The 21705-nt window shown below is 64.7% G+C and carries 22 protein-coding genes; 17 read left to right on the forward strand and 5 right to left on the reverse strand.

Going from position 1 to position 21705, the window contains the following annotated elements; genetic code table 11:
• The first annotated feature begins 93 nt into the window (after window positions 1-93).
• The 3 genes from CK221_RS27530 (at window position 94) to CK221_RS27540 (ending at window position 2303) form a co-directional block, all read left to right on the forward strand.
• Complete coding sequence (locus CK221_RS27530) at window positions 94-1314, forward strand: helix-turn-helix domain-containing protein (protein WP_095780005.1); 1221 nt, start codon at window positions 94-96, stop codon at window positions 1312-1314.
• A gap of 31 nt (window positions 1315-1345) precedes the next feature.
• Window positions 1346-2005 carry a PQQ-binding-like beta-propeller repeat protein gene (locus tag CK221_RS27535; RefSeq protein WP_095780006.1) on the forward strand — a complete coding sequence of 220 codons (660 nt, stop codon included), beginning with the start codon at window positions 1346-1348 and terminating at the stop codon, window positions 2003-2005.
• A gap of 109 nt (window positions 2006-2114) precedes the next feature.
• Entirely contained in the window at window positions 2115-2303 is a 189-nt protein-coding gene (locus CK221_RS27540) for a DUF1059 domain-containing protein (protein WP_067000403.1), read from the forward strand.
• 13 nt (window positions 2304-2316) lie between these two features.
• Here CK221_RS27540 and CK221_RS27545 read toward each other — a convergent pair whose 3' ends face one another.
• The 3 genes from CK221_RS27545 to CK221_RS27555 all read right to left on the reverse strand — a co-directional run bounded on the left by CK221_RS27545 (window position 2317) and on the right by CK221_RS27555 (window position 5479).
• Window positions 2317-3405: an acyltransferase family protein gene (locus tag CK221_RS27545; protein WP_095780024.1), complete on the reverse strand. Its 1089-nt coding sequence runs from the start codon at window positions 3403-3405 to the stop codon at window positions 2317-2319.
• 113 nt (window positions 3406-3518) lie between these two features.
• Entirely contained in the window at window positions 3519-4760 is a 1242-nt protein-coding gene (locus tag CK221_RS27550; protein WP_095780007.1) for an MFS transporter, read from the reverse strand.
• Window positions 4748-5479 (reverse strand): MBL fold metallo-hydrolase, encoded by a 732-nt coding sequence (locus CK221_RS27555; RefSeq protein ID WP_095780008.1) that lies wholly within the window; start codon window positions 5477-5479, stop codon window positions 4748-4750. The genes CK221_RS27550 and CK221_RS27555 overlap by 13 nt, the downstream gene beginning before the upstream one ends.
• A gap of 100 nt (window positions 5480-5579) precedes the next feature.
• Here CK221_RS27555 and CK221_RS27560 point away from each other — a divergent pair, with 100 nt between their 5' ends.
• The 7 genes from CK221_RS27560 (at window position 5580) to CK221_RS27595 (ending at window position 13547) form a co-directional block, all read left to right on the forward strand.
• Entirely contained in the window at window positions 5580-6245 is a 666-nt protein-coding gene (locus CK221_RS27560; protein ID WP_095780009.1) for a metalloregulator ArsR/SmtB family transcription factor, read from the forward strand.
• 528 nt (window positions 6246-6773) lie between these two features.
• Window positions 6774-7793 (forward strand): ABC transporter substrate-binding protein, encoded by a 1020-nt coding sequence (locus CK221_RS27570; protein WP_095780011.1) that lies wholly within the window; start codon window positions 6774-6776, stop codon window positions 7791-7793.
• A 45-nt stretch (window positions 7794-7838) separates the two neighbouring features.
• Window positions 7839-8822, forward strand: a complete 984-nt coding sequence (locus tag CK221_RS27575) for an ABC transporter substrate-binding protein (protein WP_095780012.1) — start codon at window positions 7839-7841, stop codon at window positions 8820-8822.
• Entirely contained in the window at window positions 8819-9403 is a 585-nt protein-coding gene (locus tag CK221_RS27580; protein WP_095780013.1) for an SCO family protein, read from the forward strand. The genes CK221_RS27575 and CK221_RS27580 overlap by 4 nt, the downstream gene beginning before the upstream one ends.
• Window positions 9369-12023 carry a GAF domain-containing protein gene (locus CK221_RS27585; protein ID WP_179295216.1) on the forward strand — a complete coding sequence of 885 codons (2655 nt, stop codon included), beginning with the start codon at window positions 9369-9371 and terminating at the stop codon, window positions 12021-12023. Before CK221_RS27580 ends, CK221_RS27585 begins: the two co-directional genes overlap by 35 nt.
• Entirely contained in the window at window positions 12020-12385 is a 366-nt protein-coding gene (locus CK221_RS27590) for a response regulator (RefSeq protein WP_067000427.1), read from the forward strand. The genes CK221_RS27585 and CK221_RS27590 overlap by 4 nt, the downstream gene beginning before the upstream one ends.
• Entirely contained in the window at window positions 12303-13547 is a 1245-nt protein-coding gene (locus tag CK221_RS27595; RefSeq protein WP_245418691.1) for a response regulator, read from the forward strand. The genes CK221_RS27590 and CK221_RS27595 overlap by 83 nt, the downstream gene beginning before the upstream one ends.
• Window positions 13548-13743: 196 nt before the next feature.
• Here CK221_RS27595 and efp read toward each other — a convergent pair whose 3' ends face one another.
• A complete protein-coding gene (gene efp, locus CK221_RS27600; RefSeq protein ID WP_067000944.1) occupies window positions 13744-14313 on the reverse strand; it encodes an elongation factor P in 570 nt (189 codons plus the stop codon).
• Between the two features lie 129 nt (window positions 14314-14442).
• Here efp and epmA point away from each other — a divergent pair, with 129 nt between their 5' ends.
• The 7 genes from epmA to lpxK all read left to right on the forward strand — a co-directional run bounded on the left by epmA (window position 14443) and on the right by lpxK (window position 21362).
• On the forward strand, window positions 14443-15486 hold the full coding sequence (epmA, locus tag CK221_RS27605; RefSeq protein ID WP_095780017.1) for an EF-P lysine aminoacylase EpmA: 1044 nt from the start codon (window positions 14443-14445) through the stop codon (window positions 15484-15486).
• Window positions 15487-15706: 220 nt separating this feature from the next.
• Window positions 15707-17050: a TldD/PmbA family protein gene (locus CK221_RS27610; protein ID WP_067000436.1), complete on the forward strand. Its 1344-nt coding sequence runs from the start codon at window positions 15707-15709 to the stop codon at window positions 17048-17050.
• Between the two features lies 1 nt (window position 17051).
• Complete coding sequence (locus tag CK221_RS27615; protein WP_095780018.1) at window positions 17052-17846, forward strand: 3'(2'),5'-bisphosphate nucleotidase CysQ; 795 nt, start codon at window positions 17052-17054, stop codon at window positions 17844-17846.
• 75 nt (window positions 17847-17921) lie between these two features.
• Window positions 17922-18167 (forward strand): DUF4170 domain-containing protein, encoded by a 246-nt coding sequence (locus CK221_RS27620; RefSeq protein WP_040973997.1) that lies wholly within the window; start codon window positions 17922-17924, stop codon window positions 18165-18167.
• 5 nt (window positions 18168-18172) lie between these two features.
• Window positions 18173-18949 carry a lysophospholipid acyltransferase family protein gene (locus CK221_RS27625; protein WP_067000444.1) on the forward strand — a complete coding sequence of 259 codons (777 nt, stop codon included), beginning with the start codon at window positions 18173-18175 and terminating at the stop codon, window positions 18947-18949.
• On the forward strand, window positions 18946-20262 hold the full coding sequence (gene waaA / locus CK221_RS27630; protein ID WP_095780019.1) for a lipid IV(A) 3-deoxy-D-manno-octulosonic acid transferase: 1317 nt from the start codon (window positions 18946-18948) through the stop codon (window positions 20260-20262). The genes CK221_RS27625 and waaA overlap by 4 nt, the downstream gene beginning before the upstream one ends.
• A 62-nt stretch (window positions 20263-20324) precedes the next feature.
• Window positions 20325-21362, forward strand: a complete 1038-nt coding sequence (gene lpxK, locus CK221_RS27635) for a tetraacyldisaccharide 4'-kinase (RefSeq protein ID WP_095780020.1) — start codon at window positions 20325-20327, stop codon at window positions 21360-21362.
• A 12-nt stretch (window positions 21363-21374) separates the two neighbouring features.
• On the opposite strand, the gene CK221_RS27640 is transcribed toward lpxK, so the two are convergent.
• Window positions 21375-21705, reverse strand: a 331-nt coding sequence (locus tag CK221_RS27640; protein ID WP_143749109.1) for a transposase, incomplete at its 5' end; no start/stop codon positions are given.

Consider the following 21705-nt stretch of genomic DNA (forward strand, 5'->3'; position numbering starts at 1 on the left):
AAACTTAGAGCCGGACGGCGCGATGGTGAGAGTTACAAGTGTGACGCGATTTGATCCGGCAGACCCGGAAGGGTGCATTGGGGCGGGCGTTGCATGGACTCGCTGATCAATGCCGCCGGCCGCGCGCTCGCGACCGGTGATCCGCTGGGCGCCCTGAAACGCGTCGCGCTGCGCGACGACGCCCCGGCGCTGGCGCTGCGCGGCATCGCGATGGCGCAGCTCGGCGACTTCGCCAAGGCCAAGGCGCTGCTGAAGAGCGCCGCCCGCGCCTTCAGCCCGAAAGAGGCGGTTGCGCGCGCCCGCTGCGTCGTCGCCGAGGCCGAGATCGCGCTGGTCTCGCGCGATCTCGGCTGGCCGGACAAAGCGTTGCGAGCCGCCCGCACGACACTTCAAGCGCATGGCGATCGGGTCAACGCCGCCTATGCCGGCAGCCTCGAAGCGCGCCGCCTCATCCTGATCGGCCGGCTCGACGAAGCCGAGCGGCTGCTTGCCGGCTTCGACCCGGCGCCGTTGCCGCCGGTCGCGCGCGTCGCGCATGAGCTCGCGGCCGCGGGCATCGCGGTCAGGCGCCTGCGGACGAAGGCCGCGCGCGCCGCGCTCGGCCGGGCCGCGCTCGCAGCCTACGAAGCCAATATCCCGGCGCTGAAGGCGGAGGTCGAAAGCGCATCGCTGGTGCTGAACACGCCCGTCGCGCGGCTCGTGTCGAAGGGCTTGGAGACGCCGCTGCAGCTCGACGAGGTCGAGGCGCTGCTCACCTCAGGCGCCCTCGTCGTCGATGCCTGCCGCAATGTCGTGCGCATAGCCGACACGGTGGTCTCGCTGGCGACGCGGCCGGTGCTGTTTGCGCTGGCGCGCACGCTGGCTGAGGCCTGGCCCGCGGATGCGTCGCGGGAGGTGCTGCTGAAGCGCGCCTTCCGCGCCAGGCACGCCGATGAATCGCATCGTGCGCGGCTCAGGGTCGAGATGGGCCGGCTGCGCGCTGAAATGAACGCGCTGGCGGAAATCAACGCGACGGCCGCCGGTTTTGCGTTAACGCCGTTGACCGCAGCCGAGGTCGTGGTGCTGGCGCCGCCTGTTGAGGAGGAGCATGGCGCAGTGCTCGCCTTCCTCGCCGACGGCGAGTCCTGGTCGAGCTCGGCGCTGGCGATCGCGCTCGGTGCCAGCCCGCGCACCGTGCAGCGGGCGCTGGAAGCGCTTTCGGCCGACAACAAGGTGCAGGCGGTCGGCCGCGGCAGGGCGCGCCGCTGGATGACGCCGCCGGTGACCGGATTCCCGACTGTCTTGTTACTCCCGGGTCCGCTGCCGAGCGACTAGTCTGCGGCCATTGTTCGAATGGAGATCGAAAATGAAACGAGCCGCTGCCGAGATCCTGCGCGAATACGGCCCCTTTCCGGACGCCGAGCGCATCAACGGCGTCACCTATGACGGCAAGAAGGTCTGGTTCGCCACCGGCGACAAGCTGAAGGCGCTTGACCCGGAGAGCGGCGCGATCGTGCAGTCGATCGACGTTGCCTCCGATGCCGGGACCGCCTTCGACGGCGAGCATCTCTACCAGATCGGCGAGGACCGCATCCACAAGGTCGACCCGAAGACAGGCAAGGTCGTCGCCACCATTCCCGCCCCCGGCAACGGCGGTGACTCCGGGCTGACCTGGGCCGAGGGGTCGCTCTGGGTCGGCGAATACAGGGCCCACAAGATCCATCAGATCGATCCTGAAACGGGCAAGGTGATCCGCACCATCGAGTCGAAGCGTGTCGTCACCGGCGTCACCTGGGTCGACGGCGAGCTCTGGCATGCCACCTGGGAAGGGGAGGAGGGTGATCTCCTGTGCATCGACCCCCAGACGGGCGATGTGCTGCAGGAGCTGGCGATGCCCTCCGGCGTGTCGGGACTGGAATCCGATGGCCGCGGCTGCTTCTTCTGCGGAGGCGGCAGCAGCGGCAAGATCAAGGCCGTGCGCCGTCCTGGGTACAACCATGACAAGGACACGACAGTCGGCAAATAGCCGGCTCCAGCCAGGCTTGGCACGGCGGTGGTCTTCGGTCTAAGACCAGTCCATTGACAAAGGTCGCGCCCCATCGCTCCATTAGGCGTTCCTAAAAAGGGAGGCAGCGATGGCGTATACGTATCGGTGCAAGGACTATCCGGGAATGGAAGCCTGTCCCGGGAGCTTCACGGCAGAAAACGCGGAAGAGGTGATGAAGCACGTTGAGCTTCATGCCCGGTCCGCGCATGGTGAAGACCCGAGCCAATGGTCCCAAGAGGACCGGAAGCAGCTACAGGCGATGATAATCGGAAGCTAGGCGCGCTTCTGCATCAAGCCGCCTCGCGCGCTGGCCGGGCAACGCCCTGGTTTGAGATCTGGCCGGCAGTCGGCCTGTCGACATGCGCCCAGGCCGGTCGCTCGAACAGGAAGGTTCCGAAGCCGGTGCGCTTGACGATGAAGTAGAGAATGACCGGGCTGACGGCCGAGACGAGCAGTACCGCGAGGCTAAGCATGCCGGTATCGGTCAGAAGGCCGCTTGCCAGCATGATCCCGCGGAAGATCGACATCGGGATGGTGAAGGCGACATAGACGACCAGCGAATGCTCGCCGAGCCAGCGCAGCCATTCCATCGCGGCGAATTTCGACAGGAACCCGCCGGCGACGCAGAGCGCCACCGCGCCTGCGACGGCCAGCGCAAGATGCAGCGGCGGCCATGCCGCCAGGCCCATCTGCATGCCGACCGGCTCGACAGCGTAGCCCGGCGAATAGACGAGCAGGCCGTTGACGGTGGCCCACACGATCAGGCCGGCAACGGCGATCGCTGGACGAGCTTGCGTCCACGCGACCAGCCGGAACACCAGCGGCGCCATGACGAAGCCGAGGTAGAAGAACACGAAATAGGCGGCGAATTGCGTGAGCGCATAGCTGTCCGAATGCGGTGCCCACATCTGCAGCGCGGCGGCAGCCGACATGACGATCCAGTGCGGCACGCCTAGCTCGCGCAGGATGCGCGCCACGAAGCCGAACACGGCCAGCATGTAGATGAACCACAGCACGCCATAGGGCTGGACGACAGCCACGGCGAGGTCGTGCAGCATGCCGGCGGGATCGCGGCTGAAGATGCCGATCTTCAGCCCGATCGAGATGACCGCCCACAGGACATAGAAATAGAGGTAGTGGACGACGCGCCGGTCGATATAGCGCCGCCAAGGCCGGTCGATCACCTGCGACAGGAAGAGCCCCGAGATCAGGAAGAATTCCGGCATCCGGAACGGGGTCGCGAAGCCGATGACATAATGCAGGAAGCCGACGCCGCCGGTATATTCGCCGGTGTTGTAGGCGGAATACATCATCACCACCAGGATGATCGAAAGACCTTTTGCCGTGTCCACCCACGGCATGCGCGTCGAATTGTTCATGAAAAACCCCGCAAAGGCACCCAGCGCCATAGTACCGGATAGGCGCGTCTCTAGCAGCATGAAGCTTCGGATATCGTAAACGCGGCGCTGTCGGGCTGGAGCTCGGAGCCGGGTCAGCGGCTGGTCTCTCGCATCGCCACCGCCACGATTACACCCGAGAGGAAGGTCAGCGCCGCGATCGCCGCGATCGCCGCGGCGAAGCCGAAGAAGTCGGCGATGAGGCCCGCCGACAGCGCTCCAATTGCGTAGCCGAGATCGCGCCAGAAGCGATAGACGCTGAGCGAGCGCGCCCGCCAGGAGGGATGCGATGCGTCCGATACCGCCGCGATCAGGCTTGGATAGACCATCGCCGTGCCAAGGCCGAGCAAGAGGCTTGCCAGCAGCCACCAGCCGAAGTCCCGCGTCATGGCGGTGAGCAGAAGTCCGGCAGCCTGCACCCACATGCCGGCGACGATCAGGCCCTTGCGGCCCCAACGGTCGCTCAATGGCCCGGTTGCGACCTGTAAGACGCCCCAGACGGCGGGATAGACCGCCTTGAGGATGCCGATGCGCTCGACGCCGAGCCCGTTGGCGACGAAGAAGAGCGGAAACAGCCCCCAGCTCATGCCGTCGTTCAGATTGTTGACCAGGCCCGCCTGCGAGGCCGCGAACAAATTGCGGTCGCGGAAAGAGGTCAGCATGAAGATCTCGCGGAAGGCGAGCGGGGAGACAGCTTTCTGATGGTTGGCCAGTTCCAGCCGCACATGCTCGCGCGTGTCGCGCACCAGAAGGATCGACAGCGCGGCACCCAGGATCGCATAGCCGATGCCGAGATAGATCGGCACCGGGCGCAGCCCGTAGCGGCTGGCCAGATAGCCGGTGAAAAATGCGGTGACGCCGACGGCGAGGTAGCCGGCGAACTCGTTGAGGCCGACGGCGAGCCCGCGCGATTTCGGCCCGACCAGATCGACCTTCATGATGACGGTCATCGACCATGCAAGTCCCTGGTTGATGCCGAGCAGCGCGTTGGCGGCAATGATCCACCCCCAACTCGGCGCCCAGATGATCATAAAGGGCACCGGGAGGCCGAACAGCCAGCCGAGGATCAGCACGCGCTTGCGACCCCATGTGTCGGCAAGCTGGCCGGAGACGAGATTGGCGCAGGCCTTAACCACGCCGAAGCTCACGATGAAGGAGGTGACGAGCGTCGTGGAAGCAACGTGGAATTCCTCCGCGCCGATCAGCGGCACGACGGTTCGCTCGATGCCGACCATGCCGCCGACAAAGGCGTTGATCAGCACCAGCAGCGCGAACTGTTTCCAGTTGGCCTTGAGGCCGAGCGCGACGGCAGGCGCCGTTGCGCTCACGATCGCGATCCGGCGTTGGCGGCGCGGGTCCGGGCCGCGTCCGGCGGCGGGGGAGGGATGTCGGCGGTCATGGCGGCGATGAACTGGTCAACGTCCTCGATGCGGAAGGCCTTGTTGAAGCGCCGCTCAAAGCCGATGGTCGATGTCGGCTTGCCGCTGAGCGAGCGGCCGCACACCGAGCCGGAATAGGCGCCCGGCAGCACCTCGATGTGATCGGGCAATTCCTTCAGCCGGCGCACGCTGGCATAGAGCGCGCGGGCTCCGTCCTCGGCGCTCGAAGCAAGCTCGGTGCGACCGAGATCGCCAACCATCAGCGTGTGACCGGTGAGTACGAACCAGGGTTCGGTCGATCGCGTTCGGTCGGTGACTAAAAGGCTCAGATGCTCCGGCGTGTGGCCGGGCGTGTGCATGACGGTCGCCGTCACATTGCCGAGCTCCAGCACCTCGCCATCCTTGACGGGACGGAACGGGAAGCCCGCCTCGGCGCCTTCGAACAGCACGTATTCGGCGCCCGTCGCTTCGGCGAGCGCACGGCCTGCCGAGATATGGTCGGCGTGGATATGCGTGTCGACGACATAGAGGATGCGCATGCCTGTCGCGCGCGCCGCCTCGATATAGGGCGCGATCTCGCCGACCGGATCGACCACGGCAGCAGACGCCTTGCCGCCGCAGCCGAACAAATAGGAGGCGGCGACCGGGTCGGTGTGCAGGAGCTGTCTGAGGATCATCGCTTTTCTCCCAAGGCAACTGCGAGCCGCTTGGCTTGACGGCAGGTCGAAACCATCATTCAATAATTACATTGAATGACGATGGGTCGCAGAAAGGTCGATGTCAATCCGCAATCCGAAGCTGGCGCTGTACGAACAGTTCGCGATCGTCGCCAAGGCGCTCGGCAATCCGTTGCGCCTGGAACTGATCGAGCATTTGGCGCAAGGCTCGCGCAGCGTCGAGGCGCTTGCTGCGAAGCTCGGCCAGCCGATCGCCAACATCTCCCAGCATCTGCAGGCGCTGCGCCGCGCCGGCATCGTCTCGGCCGAACGCGACGGCAAATACGTGCGCTATTCCCTGCGCGATGCGAGCGTGCTGTCGGCCTTTGCCGCGGTGCGCGGCATTGCCGAGCGGCAGCTTGCTGAGGTCGATCGCATTGTGCGCGACTGTTTCGAGGCACGTGACGACATACAGCCGGTCACGCGCGGCGAGCTTCAGGCGCTGATGCGCGACGGGCTGGTGACGCTGATCGACGTGCGCCCGCCGGACGAGTTCGCGCTTGGCCACGTGCCCGGCGCGGTCAATGTTCCCCTCGGAGAAGTCAAGGCCTGGTCCCAGGGTGCCGACCCCGGACGGGAAATCGTCGCCTACTGCCGCGGCCCCTGGTGCGTGATGTCGTTCGAGGCGGTGGCCGCGCTGCGCTCGCTTGGCCATTCCGTGCGCCGCCTCGAGGACGGCATGCCGGAATGGAAAGCCGCTGGCCTTCCGGTGGAAATGGCGGCCTGACGGTGTCGCTAACAAATGCATGTCGCCCAAAAATGGGCAGCGGTTCTGGGGCAAGAGGCGCGAGCAAGTTTTGGGCTCGCAGCCGACGCAAATTGGGCGTATCGTGACATATCGTCGGTTGCTAATAAATGAGCCGGCGACTGAGAGCGCAAGACTCCCGCACCGGACTGGGCGCTAGCATCCACACCACTCGTCGCGCCCACAAGACCACCTGCCTCTGTCGAAACCTCTTTTGCTCGGTTCCGGCCAGAATTGCCCTTCGCAATTCGGAATGGGAGCGTTCCGATGCAGCAGATCACGCAAACCCGCCGACGATTCCTAGCCGGTGCTGCCCTGGCAGGCGCTGCCGGTGTCGTCGTCCTTCCGAGGTCACTCCATGCGGAACCGCCGCTGGAGCGAGAGCTGAAGATGTGAGCAAGCGGCAAGCCCAGAGCCCGCCATGCAGGTACGGCCGACTGTGCACAACACAGCATCCACGGGTCAGTGTTCTCGGTGTCGCACTGGCCAGCATCTGGAAGGGAGGTTCCCATGCATACGGTAGATCCCGGACGGTTCAGCCGACGGAGGTTCCTGCGTGGGATTACGCTGGCGGGGACGGCGGGGCTTCTGGGCTGGCACCCCAGGCGCGCCGCAGCGGAGCCACCGCCTGAGACGACGCGAATCCGGCTCGTCCGGATTCCCAGCATCTGTCAGGCCCCCCAATATGTAGCCGAAGAACTGTTGCGCAGCGAAGGGTTCACCGAGGTGCACTACCTCCAAAGAGAGGGGACGGCAGACATCGCGCCGGCCCTCGCCTCCGGTGAAGCCGACCTCAGTGCGCATTTCGCCGCCCCGCTCCTTCTCCGCCTGGAGGCGGGGGATTCCATCGTCATTCTGGCTGGCCTCCACGTCGGCTGCTTTGAGCTGTTCGGGACCGATCGCATCCAGTCGATCCGCGATCTCAAGGGGAAGACCGTGGCCGTGCCAGCGCTAGATTCCAGCCGATACGTCTTTCTCGCCACAATGACGGCGTATGTGGGTCTGGACCTCCATAAGGACATACATTTCGTCACGCATCCGGGACCCGAGTCCATCCGGCTCCTGAGTGAGGGGAAGATCGATGCCTATCTAGGCTTTCCCCCCGAACCGCAGGAGATGCGGGAGCAGCAGATCGGCCATGTGGTGATCAGCAGCACCGTGGACCGGCCCTGGTCGCAATACTTCTGCTGCATGCTGGCTGGGGAGCGGGACTTCGTCCGTACGCATCCGGTGGCCACCAAACGCGCCCTCCGCGCCATCTTGAAAGCGGCGGATTTCTGCACCAGCGAGCCCGAGCAGTCCGCCCAGTTCTTGGTGCAGCAAGGCTATACGAAGCGCTATGACCATGCCCTCCAGGTCATGAAGGCGATCCCCTACGGTTGGCGTGAGTATAGCGCTGAGGACACCCTGCGTTTCTACGCCCTGCGTCTCCACGAGGTCGGGATGCTGAAGAGCACCCCCCAGAAGCTGTTGGCCCAAGGCACCGACTGGCGTTTCTTCAACGAACTGAAGCACGAGCTGAGGACCTGACTGGGCGGCCAGCGCCTGCCCATTTTCCACGCGAGGGAGAACCCCATGCAAATCATCCAGAACCGTCGCCACTTCATGGCCGGAGCTGCGGCAGCAGGCGCTTCAGCTCTCATCGGCACAACGACTGAAACGACCTCCGTTCGCTTGCCGCGGTGGATCGATGGTGCCTACTGCTGGGCAGGGATGTACCTGGCCGGAGAGTTCCTCAAAGCGGAGGGCTTCACCGACGTCCGCTACGTGCAGGGCGACGAAAAAGTCGATCAGGCGGTGTGGATTGCACGCGGCGACACGGATTTCAGCATGAACTACGCGCCGGTCCATGTCGCGTCGATCGACGCGGGCGTGCCAATCAGGGTGCTTGGCGGTCTGCATTCCGGGTGCCTCGAGCTGATCGCCAACGACAGCATCCAAGGCATCCCGGATCTCAAGGGCAAACGGGTAGGCATGCATGACATCCATGCGCCGTCGCGCGTGCTGGTCGCCCTGATGGCCGCCTATATTGGCCTGGATCCCGTCAACGACATCGAATGGGTCGAGGAAAGCAAGCCGGTGGAAGCCTTCGCCGACGGAAAGTTCGATGCATATCTCTTCACGCCTCCGGAGACGCAGCAACTGCGCGCCAAGAAAATCGGCCACACGATCCTCAACACGACCCTCGATCGCCCTTGGTCGCAGCACTTCTGCTGCATGACCTCGGCCGCTGCGGACTACGTGAACAGATACCCGGTGGCGACCAAGCGCGTGCTCAGGGCCATCCTCAAGGGCGCCGACCTATGCATTTCGGACCCCGCATGGAGTGCAGCGCAAATGGTCGATCGAGGTTTCGTCCCCAGCTACGAAATCGCCCTGCAAACGCTGAGCGACACGCGGTACGACGTATGGCGGGACTACGATGCCGAAGCCTCGATGCGCTTCTACGCGTTGCGCATGCAGGAGACGGGCATGATCAAGTCGAGCCCACAGCAGATCATCGCCGAGGGAACAGACTGGCGATTTCTGGAGCAGCTGAAGCGTGAGCTCAAGACGTGAGCGGGTTGGCAGCCCGTATCTTGCTGTTGGCGCTGATGGCCGGGCCAGCGCAGGCGCATGATGCGCAGCACGATGAGCGATTGCCGGCAATCGGACCGGCTCCAGACTTTACGCTGACATCGCAGGACCGGGCGAGCGTCTCGCTGCACGACTTTCGCGGCAGGGTGATCGCCATTGCATTCATCTATACGCAATGTACCGACGTCTGTCCCATGCTGACCGCCCAGATGGCCAGCGTGCAGGAAAAGTTGGGTAGTGCGTTCGGACCCAAGATCGCCTTCATTTCGATCACCGTCGACCCGAAGCGCGATACGCCCGATGTTTTGAAGCAATATGCGCAGAATTTTGGCGCCGATCTGAAGGGCTGGTCGTTTCTTACCGGCGATCCGGCGACTGTCCATGAGGTTGGACGGAAATATGGGGTCTTCGCGAAGCAGGCGGCGAATGGTGATGTCGACCATACCTTGTTGACCTCGCTCGTAGACCCGAATGGCATCTTGCGAGTACAATATCTTGGCGTCCGGTTCGACTTGGAGGAGTTCCGGAGTGACCTTCTCGGCCTCTTGGACGAAACCAAATAGCATAACGAACTGGCTCGTTGGCTGGGTTGCCCGGCTGCCGGCGCGCGTCCAGACCAAGCTCTTGATCGCGTTCCTGTCGATCGTCGGCCTGCTGATCGTGCTCGGTGCCGTCGGGTTGCAGGTGCTGAGTGGGGTCAACGATCAGACCAACGAGCTGATCAAGCTGCAGCGCAGGATCGCGGCCTACCGCCAAGTACAGCACGATACGACCACCCAGCTCTACGGTATCTCCACCGCCCTGTTGCTACAGGATAACCGGATGCTGGATACGGCGCTGCGCCAGCTCAATCAGTTCGGCTACGACCTCGAGCGCATGGAGTTCGTCGCCAAAGCCGAGGTGGAAGTGCTTGGCCAGGTCAGGCAAGAGTACGAAAAACTGACGGCCGGGGTGACGCACGTGGCAGAGCTTGTCCGCGCGGGCCGTACCGAGGAGGCGCGCAAGGTTCAGCTTGATGAAATCATACCGTCGGCTGATCGCCTCGAGCGGCTGACGAACCAGCTGGTCAACATGGCCGAAGCCGACATGGTGGCGGCCATCGAAACGACCGAGGGTGCGTACGGCACGTCCAGACTGATCGTGGTTTCGTTTGCCGTGGGCAGTATCCTGCTGGCGTTGGGGCTCGGTTACATCATCTCCTGGTCGTTGATCGAACCGGTCAAGAAGATCGAGACGCGTCTCAGCCAGATAGCGGCCGGCGACTTCGCGCAACGGGTTGCCGTCGCCAATCGCGACGAACTTGGAGTGCTCGCCGCTAACGTCAACCAGACCTCCGACCAGCTGGGGCGCCTGTATCAGGAGATTGAGACACGCACCCAGCAGCTCGATGAAGCCCTTCAGCAGCAGACAGCCACTGCAGACGTTCTGAAGGTCATCAGCCGCTCTACCTTCGATCTCCAGGTCGTGCTCGATACGTTGGTGGAATCGGCTGTCAGGCTCTGTCGCGCCGACAAGGGTGGCATCGTGCAGTTGCTTGATGGCGTATTCCGCTATGTGTCGACGCTTGGCTACCCGCCCAGCTTCCGTGCCTATGTCGACGCCAATCCACTTCCAGCGCTTGCCGCTGGCCGAGGCTCCGCCGTAGGGCGCGTAATCGAAGAACGGCGGATCGTGCAAATCGAAGACGTGACCGCTGATCCGGACTACCGCGTCGCCTTGATCGCTGAGGCAGGCGGATTCCGCACCGTCCTCGCTGCCCCGCTGTTGCGGGAAGGTGATCTCGTTGGCGTATTCGTCATGACGAGGGCTGAACCGCAACCGTTCAGTCCCAAAGAGATCGCGCTCGTCGAGACATTCGCCGACCAGGCCGTGATCGCCATCGAAAATGCGCGGCTCTTCGAGGCGGTGCAGGCACGGACGCGCGAGCTTGCGGCGTCGGTCGGTGAGCTCGAGGCGCTTGGCGAAGTGAGCAAGGCGGTCAATTCGACGCTGGATCTCGACACGGTGCTGAAGACGATCGTCGCCAAGGCGGTCCAGTTGTCGGCGACGGATGCTGGCACCATCTACGTGTTCAGCAGCACGCGGCAGCAATTCCGTCCGCGCGCAAACTTTGGGATGAGCGATGAGCTTATCGCCGCAGTCTCGCAGCAGACGATCGGGCTGGCCGATATGGGTATTGGCGACGCGCCTGGACGGTGCATGCCGGTGCAGTTTCCCGACCTCAGCAAGGAAACCTCATCCTTCCTTGTGAGAAAGACGATCCTCGACGCCGGATATCGCGGCATCCTGATCGTTCCGCTGCTGAGGCCCAACAAGATCGTCGGTGCATTGGTCGTCAGGCGCCACAAGCCAGGCGCCTTCGATGAGCAAGTTGTTCACCTGTTGGAGACCTTCGCAGCCCAATCGGTGGTCGCGATCCAGAATGCCAAGCTGTTCCGCGAGATCGAGGAGAAAGGGGAGGAGCTGGAAGCAGCCAGCCGCCACAAGTCCCAATTCCTGGCGAATATGAGCCACGAACTCAGGACGCCGCTCAATTCGGTTCTGGGCTTCACAGAACTGCTGGTCGACGGCATCTATGGCGAACTCCCGGACAAGGCAAAGGCGACCGTCGCGCGAGTGCAGGCAAACGGCCGTCACCTCCTCGGGCTCATCAACGACGTGCTCGACCTGTCCAAGATCGAAGCCGGCCAGCTCACGCTGGCGATCGAGGACTACTCCGTCGCGCAGATTGTCCGATCGACCCTTACGGCGGTCGAGCCGCTGGCACGGGCGAAGGGTCTTGAGCTTTCAGCGACTGTTGCCGAGAACCTTCCAATCGGCCGTGGGGACGAACGCCGTTTGACGCAGATTCTGCTCAATCTCGCAGGCAATGCCGTCAAGTTCACCGAAACGGGTGCGGTAGATATTCTTGCCGATGCAGTCGATGGGCGCTTCGAGATCGCCGTCCGAGACACCGGTCCCGGAATTGCGTCCAAAGACCAGGCTCTTATCTTCGAAGAATTCCAGCAAGTCGACAACAGCAGCACCAGGCAGAAGGGTGGCACAGGTCTTGGCCTGGCGATCTCGAAGCGCATCGCCGAAATGCATGGCGGAACCTTAGACGTCGAGTCCGTGATCGGGTCAGGGTCGACATTCCGTCTGAAGGTCCCGATCCGGATGAATGAGGACGTGAGGGCCGCATGAGCAAACGAATCCTGATGGTCGAAGACACCGAGGACAACCGCCAAATCATCCGCGATCTCATTGCCACCACCGAATACGAACTGATCGAGGCGGCGGACGGCGCCGCCGGCATCGCTGCAGCCGGAGCACACAGGCCAGACCTGATCCTTATGGACATTCAGCTCCCGGTGATCGACGGGTATGAAGCGGCCCGCCGCATCAAGGCCGACCCGGCGCTCCGGCACATTCCGATTATCGCCGTCACCTCCTACGCGTTGTCGGGCGACAAGGCGAAAGCCCTTGCTGCTGGGTGCGATGGTTACATTGCCAAGCCATTCAGCCCACGCCAGCTGCTTTCCGAGATTCGCGGTTTCCTTTCTTGAGGGAGGCAACACCTTGCACGATCCGCCTCGCATTCTCGCGGTCGACGATACTCCGGAAAACCTCGAGATCCTGCGCATGCGTCTCGAAGCGAATGGCTATGAAGTTGTAACCGCCGCCGATGGTGAAGAGGGGCTTGCGAAAGCCCGCGAACTCACGCCGGATCTGATCCTGCTCGACATCATGATGCCGAAGCTCGACGGCATCAGTGTGGTCCGCATGCTCAAGCAGGATCACTCGCTGCGATCGATCCCCGTCATTCTGGTCACCGCGAAAGCCGACACGCGCGACGTGGTCGAGGGGCTGGACGCCGGTGGCGACGACTATCTGACAAAGCCCTTCGAGCACAGGGCGCTGCTGGCGCGGGTGCGCTCGATGTTGCGCCAGAAGGCGCTTCACGACACTGTCGCGAGCCAAGCCAAGCGCCTTGAGGACCAAGCCGCGCAACTTTCCGACTGGAACCGCTCGCTCGAGGAAACCGTCGCCGGCCAGGTGACGGAGCTCGAGCGAATGGCGCGGCTCAGGCGGTTCCTGCCCGAACAGGTCGCCGACCTCATCGTTGCGGCGGGCAATGGAGATGCGCTCTTGCAGAGCCACCGCCGCGAGGTGACGGTTGTCTTTTGCGATTTGCGCGGCTTCACGGCGTTCGCAGAGACCGCCGAACCCGAAGAAGTCATGACAGTTCTGGCCGAGTATCATTCCTGTCTCGGCGAACAAATCGTCCGTCACGAGGGGACGCTCGAGCGGTTCGTGGGCGACGGTATCGTCGTGGTTTTCAACGATCCAATGCCATGTGCCGACCACAGCGAGAGAGCTGTCTCGATGGCTGCCGCAATGCGCGAAGCGATTGACGAGCATTCCGAGCGATGGCGCAAGCGGGACTATTTGCTTGGCTTTGGGATCGGCATTGCCAGGGGCCACGCAACCATCGGGCGCATCGGTTTTGATCAGCGCTCGGACTATGCCGTCATCGGCACCGTGTCGAACCATGCCGCCCGTTTATGCGAGGAGGCCAAATCGCGCCAGATTCTCGTTAGCCAACGGGTTCTCGGAGCTGTCGAGTCGCTGGTCGAATCCGTTCCTGTTGGCGAACTGACGCTGAAGGGCTTTCGCCGCCCGATGCCTGCCTATGAAATCGTGCGGTGGATCGGTCGGCCAATCTAGCGTTGAGCGCACTCCGGCTTCGTTCGAGGGATGCGGTGCGTCGAACCACCGGCGCCGCGGCGCGGATCTGCCGTTCACGTCGCGGCAACCGCAAATCCGCTTCGGGTCAGAGCCTCACGCCCAGACGGCGGACAAACCGTGCTGACGATAGGCCCGCCTGGCCGCAGGCGAGCTGTGATAGTTGACTGCTGTACCCTCAGTCCTTGGCGCGCTCGACATAGGAGCCGTCGGCGGTCATCACCACCACGCGCGTGCCGGTCGTGATGTGCGGCGGCACGGCCGTGCGCACGCCGTTGGAAAGCACCGCAGGCTTGTAGGACGAAGACGCCGTCTGGCCCTTGGTGACCGGCTCGGTATCGACCACCTCGAAGACGGCGCGCTGCGGCAGCGTCAGCGAGATCGGCGCGCCGTTGAACTGCGCCAGCTGCACCGCCATGCCTTCCTGCAGGTAGGGCGCCATGTCGCCGACCACGCTTTCGGAGGCTACGACCTGGTCGTAGCTTTCCGGGTTCATGAAATGGAAGCCTTCGCCGTCGGAATAGAGGAAGGTGTGCTCGCGCTCCTCGACATAGGCGCGCTCGACCATCTCGGTCGTGCGGTAGCGCTCCGAGATCTTCACCCCGTCGCCGATGCGGCGCATGTCGAGCTGGGTCACCGGCGTGCCCTTGCCAGGGTGGATGTTTTCGGCAAAGAGGATGACATAGAGCTTGCCGTCCTTATCGACGACGTTGCCTTTGCGTAAGGAACTGGCGATGACCTTGACCACGATATTCAATCCCAATCGAGTTTTTCGGCCTGCAAGCGTCTTTGCCCACGAAGCGGCGACGGCGGCCATCGCGTGCGCCGTAGCGCATCTTGCGACGAACCGCCAGCCTCATCGGCGATTTTCCCGCCCATGACCGCCGCTTCGCCCTGGTGGAGGCCGCATGTACACGCCGATCGCCGGCCAAGGCTGATGGCGCGCAACGCTATTGCCGCCGCCCTGCGCGGCTGGTTCGCGGAGCGCAATTTCGTTGAGGTGACGACGGCCGCGCTGCAGGTTTCGCCCGGCAACGAAGCGCATCTTGCGGCCTTCGCCACCGAGGCGATCGCGCCGGACGCATCGCGCCAGCCGCTCTACCTTCACACCTCGCCGGAATTCGCCTGCAAGAAGCTGCTTGCCGCCGGCGAGAAGCGCATCTTCAGCCTGGGCTCCGTTTACCGAAACCGCGAGCGCGGGCCGCTGCATCATCCCGAATTCACCATGCTCGAATGGTACCGCGTCGGCGAGGCCTATGAGCGCCTGATGGCCGACTGCGCCGAATTTCTTGCGCTCGCCGCGGAAAAGGCCGGGGCCAAAAGCTTTCGTTTCCGTGGCCGCGAGGCCGATCCCTTCGCCGAGCCGGAGCGGCTGAGCGTGGCGGAAGCATTCATGCGCCATGCCGGCATCGACCTGCTGGCGACCGTCGGCGCCGACGGAAGCACCGACCGCGAAGCGCTCCACCAGGGCCTGGTCCGCGCCGGCCTGCGCACCGCGCCCGACGACAATTGGGCCGACCTGTTCAGCCGGGTGATGGTGGAAAAGGTCGAGCCGGCGCTGGGGCAGGGACGGGCGACAATCCTCTACGGCTACCCAGTCTCCGAGGCGGCTTTGGCACGGCCGAGCGCGGAGGACCCGCGCGTCGCCGAACGCTTCGAGCTTTATTGCTGCGGCGTCGAGCTTGCCAATGCGTTTGGCGAGCTCACCGATCCGGCCGAGCAGCGCCGCCGCTTCGTCGCCGAGATGGACGAGAAGGAGCGCATCTATGGCGAGCGCTATCCGCTGGACGAGGATTTCCTCGCCGCGCTTGCCATCATGCCGCAGGCGAGCGGCTCGGCCCTCGGCTTCGACCGGCTGGTGATGCTGGCAACCGGCGCCGCCAGGATCGAAGATGTGATCTGGGCGCCGGTGGCCGGCTAATTCGCACTGTTCATGCGGTTGCGGCGGGGCAGTGCGCTGCGAAGGGCCGCGATTGCCTTGAGATTGCCGCATCCGTCATTGCACAAGCGGTGGTGGAACAATAGATGGTGCAGCAGCATCCAAGACGATTGTGCGGGCTTCCAGAGATGGCGGCCCGGCATCCATGGATGTGCGGTAGCATCTGCCCTCCCGCACAGCTTGAACAAACAGGACCAACCGCATGACCGACACGCTCGACGCAGGGAAACTGACCGACCGCGTCGCGGCGCTCGTCGAGGCGGCCAAGCGCGCCGGGGCGGACGCCGCCGACGCGGTCGCCGTGCGCGGCCGTTCGGCCGGCGTGTCGGTGCGGCTGGGCAAGGTCGAAGGCACCGAATCGTCGGAAAGCGAGGACGTGTCGCTGCGCGTCTTCGTCGGCCAGCGCGTGGCGAGCGTCTCGGCCACCGCCGCCTCCGACCCGAAGGCGCTTGCCGAGCGCGCCGTCGCCATGGCGAGAGTCTCCCCCGAGGATCCGTTCCAGGGCCTTGCCGACCCAGCGCTGCTCGCCCGCAATTTGCGTGATCTCGACCTCTTCGATCCGACTGAGGTGTCCGCCGATCAGCTCAAGGAGGCGGCGCTGGCAGCGGAAGCGGCGGCCCTTGCCGTCAATGGCGTCACCAATTCCTCCGGCAGCAGCGCCAGCGCCGGCCTTGGCGGCCTGGTACTTGCGACCTCGCATGGCTTTGTCGGCCAATATGTCGCGTCGCGCTTTTCACGTTCGACCAGCGTCATTGCAGGCCAAGGCACGGCGATGGAACGCGACTATGAATTCTCCTCGCGCCAGCATTTCGCCGATCTCGACGCGCCGGAGGAGATCGGCCGCAAGGCCGGCGAACGCGCCGTGCGCCGCCTCGGCGCCCGCAAGGCGGCGACCGGCCCGGTCGACGTCGTGTTCGACCCGCGTGTTGCGCGCGGCATTGCCGGCCATCTCGCCGGCGCCATCAACGGCGCCGCGGTGGCGCGCAAGACCAGCTTCCTGCGCGACATGATGGGAAAGCAGGTAGCCTCAAGCGCGATCACCGTCACCGACGAGCCGCTGCGGCGTCGCGGCCAGGCGTCGCGGCCCTTCGACGGCGAAGGCGTCGAGGGCGACAAGCTGTTGATGGTCGACAAAGGCGTGCTCAACCACTGGTTCCTGTCGACCTCGGCCGCGCGCGAGCTTGGTCTCGTCACCAACGGCCGTGGCTCGCGCAGCGGCTCTTCGGTTTCGCCGTCCTCGACCAATCTGGCCATCGAGCCCGGCGATCGCGCGCCGGAGGAGCTGATCGCCTCGCTGCAGCGCGGCTTCTACGTCACCGAGGTCTTCGGCCAGGGCGTCGACATGGTGACCGGCGAATACAGCCGTGGCGCCTCCGGCTTCTGGATCGAGAACGGCGCGCTTGCCTATCCGGTGGCCGAGGTGACGATCGCCTCCAATTTGAAGACCATGTTCCTCAACATGGTGCCGGCGAGCGATCTCGACCGCAATTTCGGCACCGCCGCGCCGACGCTGCTGATCGAGGGGATGACCCTTGCCGGCGCCTAACATGGTCATCTCAGCCGAGACGCACGAAGACCTCGCTCTGCTTCGCGAAGCCGCCCGCGAGGCGGGCACCATCGCCATGCGCTATTTCGGCCAAAACCCCCAGGTGTGGATGAAGGGCGGGACCTCGCCGGTCAGCGAGGCCGACCATGCGGCCGACGCCTATCTGCGCGAGACCCTGCTCAAGGCGCGGCCGAATTATGGCTGGCTGTCCGAAGAAACCGCCGACGATCATGCCAGGCTGTCGGCCCGCCGCACTTTCGTCGTCGACCCTATCGATGGCACGCGCGGCTTTCTCGATGGCCTGCATTCCTGGTGCGTCAGCGTCGCCGTGGTCGAGGATGGCCGCTCGCTGGCCGGCGTGCTCGAATGTCCGGCCAAGCGCGAGACCTATTGGGCGCTGCCGGGCGAGGGCGCGTTCCTCAACGGCAAGCGCATCCAGGTCCGCCAACTCGGCGATACCGTCGAGATCGGCGGGCCGAAGCCGCTGGTCGAGCGCATGCCCGCTTCCTGGCAAGCCCGGATGCGCCGCGTCGCTTACATACCCTCGCTCGCCTACCGGCTGGCGATGATCGCCAACGGCAAGCTCGACGCGACCTTCGTCAAGCCCAACGCGCATGACTGGGACATCGCCGCCGCCGACCTTATCCTCCGCGAAGCGGGCGGCGCCTTGCTCGACCGCACCGGCAAGCCGCCGCGCTATGCCGGCGAGGTGATCAACCATGGCGCGCTCGCCGCCGGCAGCGGCGAACTGCTGGGCGTCCTGGCCGGCGTCATTGCCGGAGCTGACCAAGGGTGAGTCGGCCCACGGTTTCAAAATCGGCGGCTTTGGTCTAAACGTTTCACAAAATTCATGAATCTGCGAAGGATCGGCATGGCCGTGGAAGACGGAAAGAAACAGCTTTTGCACCTGGTGTTCGGCGGCGAGCTGAAAAAGCTGGGTGGAACCGAGTTCCGTGATCTGGATGCGCTCGACATCGTCGGCATCTACCCCGACTATCAATCGGCGCACGCCGCGTGGAAGGCGAAGGCGCAGGCCAGCGTCGACAATGCCCATATGCGCTATTTCGTCGTTCACCTGCACCGGTTGCTCGACCCGGAAACAAAGGCAGCCGGTTGACTTCGATGGAGCATGAAGCGGTGAAAGGAGCGACGGGGCGCGCCGCCGGGCGGGGCGGGACTCGCACGCTGTGGCGCCGCATCCGAGAGCCGCTCGCCCAGTCGCGATTCGTCAAGAATTTCATCGCCAGCCTGTTCGCCTGGTTCGTGCGGCTGATTCGCATCACCAGCCCGCTGGTGAAAGGGTCGACGCAGGTCGCCGGCGGCGCCTATGCGCATCTCGAACCGGGCATCATCGCGCTGTGGCATGGCCAGCATCTCTTGACGCCGGCTTATTATCCCAAGGGCCGGCCGCTGGTCGCCATGGTATCGCGCAGTGCCGACGCCGAGCTCAACGCGCTGATGCTGAACAGATTCGGCATCGAGGCGGTGCGCGGCTCGGGTGGCCGCGACAGTTCGAGGCATCTCGACAAAGGCGGCGCCAAAGCCTTGATCGCGCTCAAGAAAGCGCTGGTGGCGGGCAAGAATGTCGCGATGATCGCCGACATTCCACACGGCACGCCGCGCGACGCGGGGCTGGGCATCGTGCTTTTGGCCAGGCTTTCCGGGCGCCCGATCCTGCCTTCGGCGATCGCCACCAGCCGCCGCAAGGTGCTGGAAAAGAGCTGGGACAAGACCACCATCAACCTGCCGTTCGGCCGCTCCGCCGTTGTCGTCGGGCAGCCGGTGTTCGTGCCGTCCAACGCCGACGACGCCGAGATGGAGCGAAAGCGCCAGGAGGTCACCGCCTCGCTCAACGCCGCAACCGCCGAGGCCTACCGCCTCGTGGACGGCGACAAATGAGCGAGCGCTGGGCGCGCGCCGCCCTGACCGCCTACCGTTACGCCGGGGCCGTCGCCTATCCGCTGATCGGACCCTATGTCGCCTGGCGCGCCTCGCGCGGCAAGGAAGACCGCGTTCGCCGTCGCGAGCGCTACGGCGTCGCCGGCCGTCCGCGTCCGGAAGGACCGGTCATCTGGATCCACGCCGCGAGCGTCGGCGAGACGATCGCCGTCGTGCCGCTGGTCGAAAGCATCCTCGATTACGGCGTCAACATCGTGCTGACGACCGGCACCGTGACCTCGGCCAAGGTCGCCGACGAGCGGCTTGGCAGCCGCATCATCCACCAATATGTGCCGCTCGACCTCAAGCCCGCTGTAAGCCGCTTCCTCGATCACTGGCTGCCGGAGCTGGCCATCATAGCCGAATCGGAGATCTGGCCGATGACCATCCTGGAACTCGGCGCGCGCAACGTGCCGCAGGTCCTGGTCAACGGGCGGCTGTCGGACCGTTCCTTCCGGTCGTGGAAGAAGCGCGCCGGCGTCGCCGAGGCGCTGTTCGAGAATCTTGCCCATGTCGTTGCCCAGTCGGATGTCGACGGCGAGCGGTTCCGCGTCCTCGGCGCCCGGCCGGTGACCGTTTCCGGCAACCTCAAGGTGGACACCAACCCGCCGCCGGTCGACGAGCGGGCGCTGGCGATCCTGCAGCGCCAGATCGGCTTACGCCCGACCTGGGCGGCGATCTCGACCCATGACGGGGAGGAGGTCGCCGCGGCGGAAGTCCATGCGACCCTGCACAAGCGCCACCCTGGACTGTTGACCATCGTCGTGCCCCGCCATCCCGCCCGCGCGGACGCGCTGGCCGCGCAGATATCCGGCATGGGACTGAAAGTCGCGCGCCGCAGCAAGGGCGACCGCATCACGTCCGACACCGATATCCTGCTCGGCGACACGATCGGCGAGATGGGACTTTATCTAAGGCTGACCGAGATCGCCTTCGTCGGCCGCTCGCTGACCTCCGAGGGCGGCCAGAATCCGCTCGAGCCGGCGATGCTCGACACGGCGGTGCTGGCCGGCCGCAACGTGCAGAATTTCCGCGAAGCCTATCAGCGCCTGCTCGATCGCGGCGGCGCCAAGCTGGTGCGCGACCGCGACATGCTGGCCGGCGCCGTCAATTTCCTTTTGACCAACGAGGCGGTGCGCCACGAGATGATGGCGGCGGGCGCGGCGACCGTCGACGAGATGCGCGGCGCGCTTCAGCGCACGCTGAAGTCGCTCGAACCCTACATCCAGCCGCTGGTCGTCAAGGCGCGCCTGAAAGGCGCCAACGGGCGCTAGCGCATGGCCCAAAAATTCGGATCCGATCTTTGGAAAGGGTCATGCGCCATGGAAGTCGCGCCATGACCAGCGAAGCGCCGCCCTTCTGGTGGGAAAAGCCGGACTGGCGCGTGCTGGCGCTTTCGCCGGTGTCCGCGATGTATGGAATGGTGGCTGGGCGCCGCATGCGGCGCGCGCCGCGCGAGAAGGTCGCGGCACCTGTGCTGTGCGTCGGCAACTTCACCGTTGGCGGCAGCGGCAAGACGCCGGTCGCCATCGCGCTGGCTAAACAGGCAAAGTGCATGCAGCTCACGCCCGGCTTCCTGTCGCGCGGCCATGGCGGTTCCTTCGCCAAGCCGCATGTCGTCGATGCGCATCACGACGCCGCCAAGCATGTCGGCGACGAGCCGCTGCTGCTTGCCGAACATGCGCCGGTCGCGGTGACGGCCAACCGCGCCGCCGGCGCCAAACTGCTGATGGCAGACCATGGCTGCGACTTCCTGATCATGGATGACGGTTTCCAGTCGGCGCGCATCCATATCGACTACGCGCTGGTCGTGGTCGACGCGCGTTTCGGCATCGGCAATGGCCGAGTCATTCCGGGCGGCCCGCTCCGGGCCAAGATCGTTGATCAGCTGGTCTTCACCGGCGGCTTGCTGAAGATGGGCGAGGGGAGCGCCGCAGATACGGTGGTGCGCCAGGCGGCGCGCGCCGGCCGGCCGATCTTTTTGGCCCATGTCGAGCCGGCGAACCCGGCGCGCTTTGCCGGCGGGCGCTTCCTTGCCTTTGCCGGCATCGGCCATCCGGAAAAATTCTTTGATACGCTGCGCGGCGCCGGCGGCGAGGTCGCGCTGTCGCGCGCTTTTCCCGATCATCATTTCTACGCCGCGGACGAGCTTGCCGATCTGGCGGCCCTTGCCAAGCGCGAGGGGCTTCGGCTTGTCACCACGGCAAAGGATGCCGCGCGGCTTCGCCACGGCGCCGCACCCGCCGGCCTCCTGGAGCAGCTCGACGTGCTTGAGATCGACGCCGTGTTCGAGATCGACCACGTGCCGGAGCGCATCATCAATGAGACGCTGGATGCATGGCGGCAGCGCAAGATGAGACCGTCCTCATCCTAGAGCGGGATGAAGTCATCTCCGGTCGTATCCTGCATTGGCGAAGTAGGTTGAGCACTCGGCGGGTGTCGTCCGGTTGAGGATTTCGCCGATCGCCTGGCAGACGGTCTCGGCCGTCCGTTTGGCCGCCTTTCGAAGCCAGTGTTTGAGCTTGGCGAAGAACTGTTCGATGGGATTGAGGTCGGGTGAGTATTTGGGCAGGAGAATCAACTTGGCCCCTGCCTTGCGAATGGTGCGACGCACGGCCTTGCCCTTATGCGAGCCGAGATTGTCCATGACGACGATGTCGCCGGGCTTCAGGGTCGGAACCAGCACGGTCTCGATATAGAGGCGGAAGCGCTCGCCA

The sequence above is a fragment of the Mesorhizobium sp. WSM3868 genome, from assembly GCF_002294785.1.
Classification (GTDB): Bacteria; Pseudomonadota; Alphaproteobacteria; order Rhizobiales; family Rhizobiaceae; genus Mesorhizobium.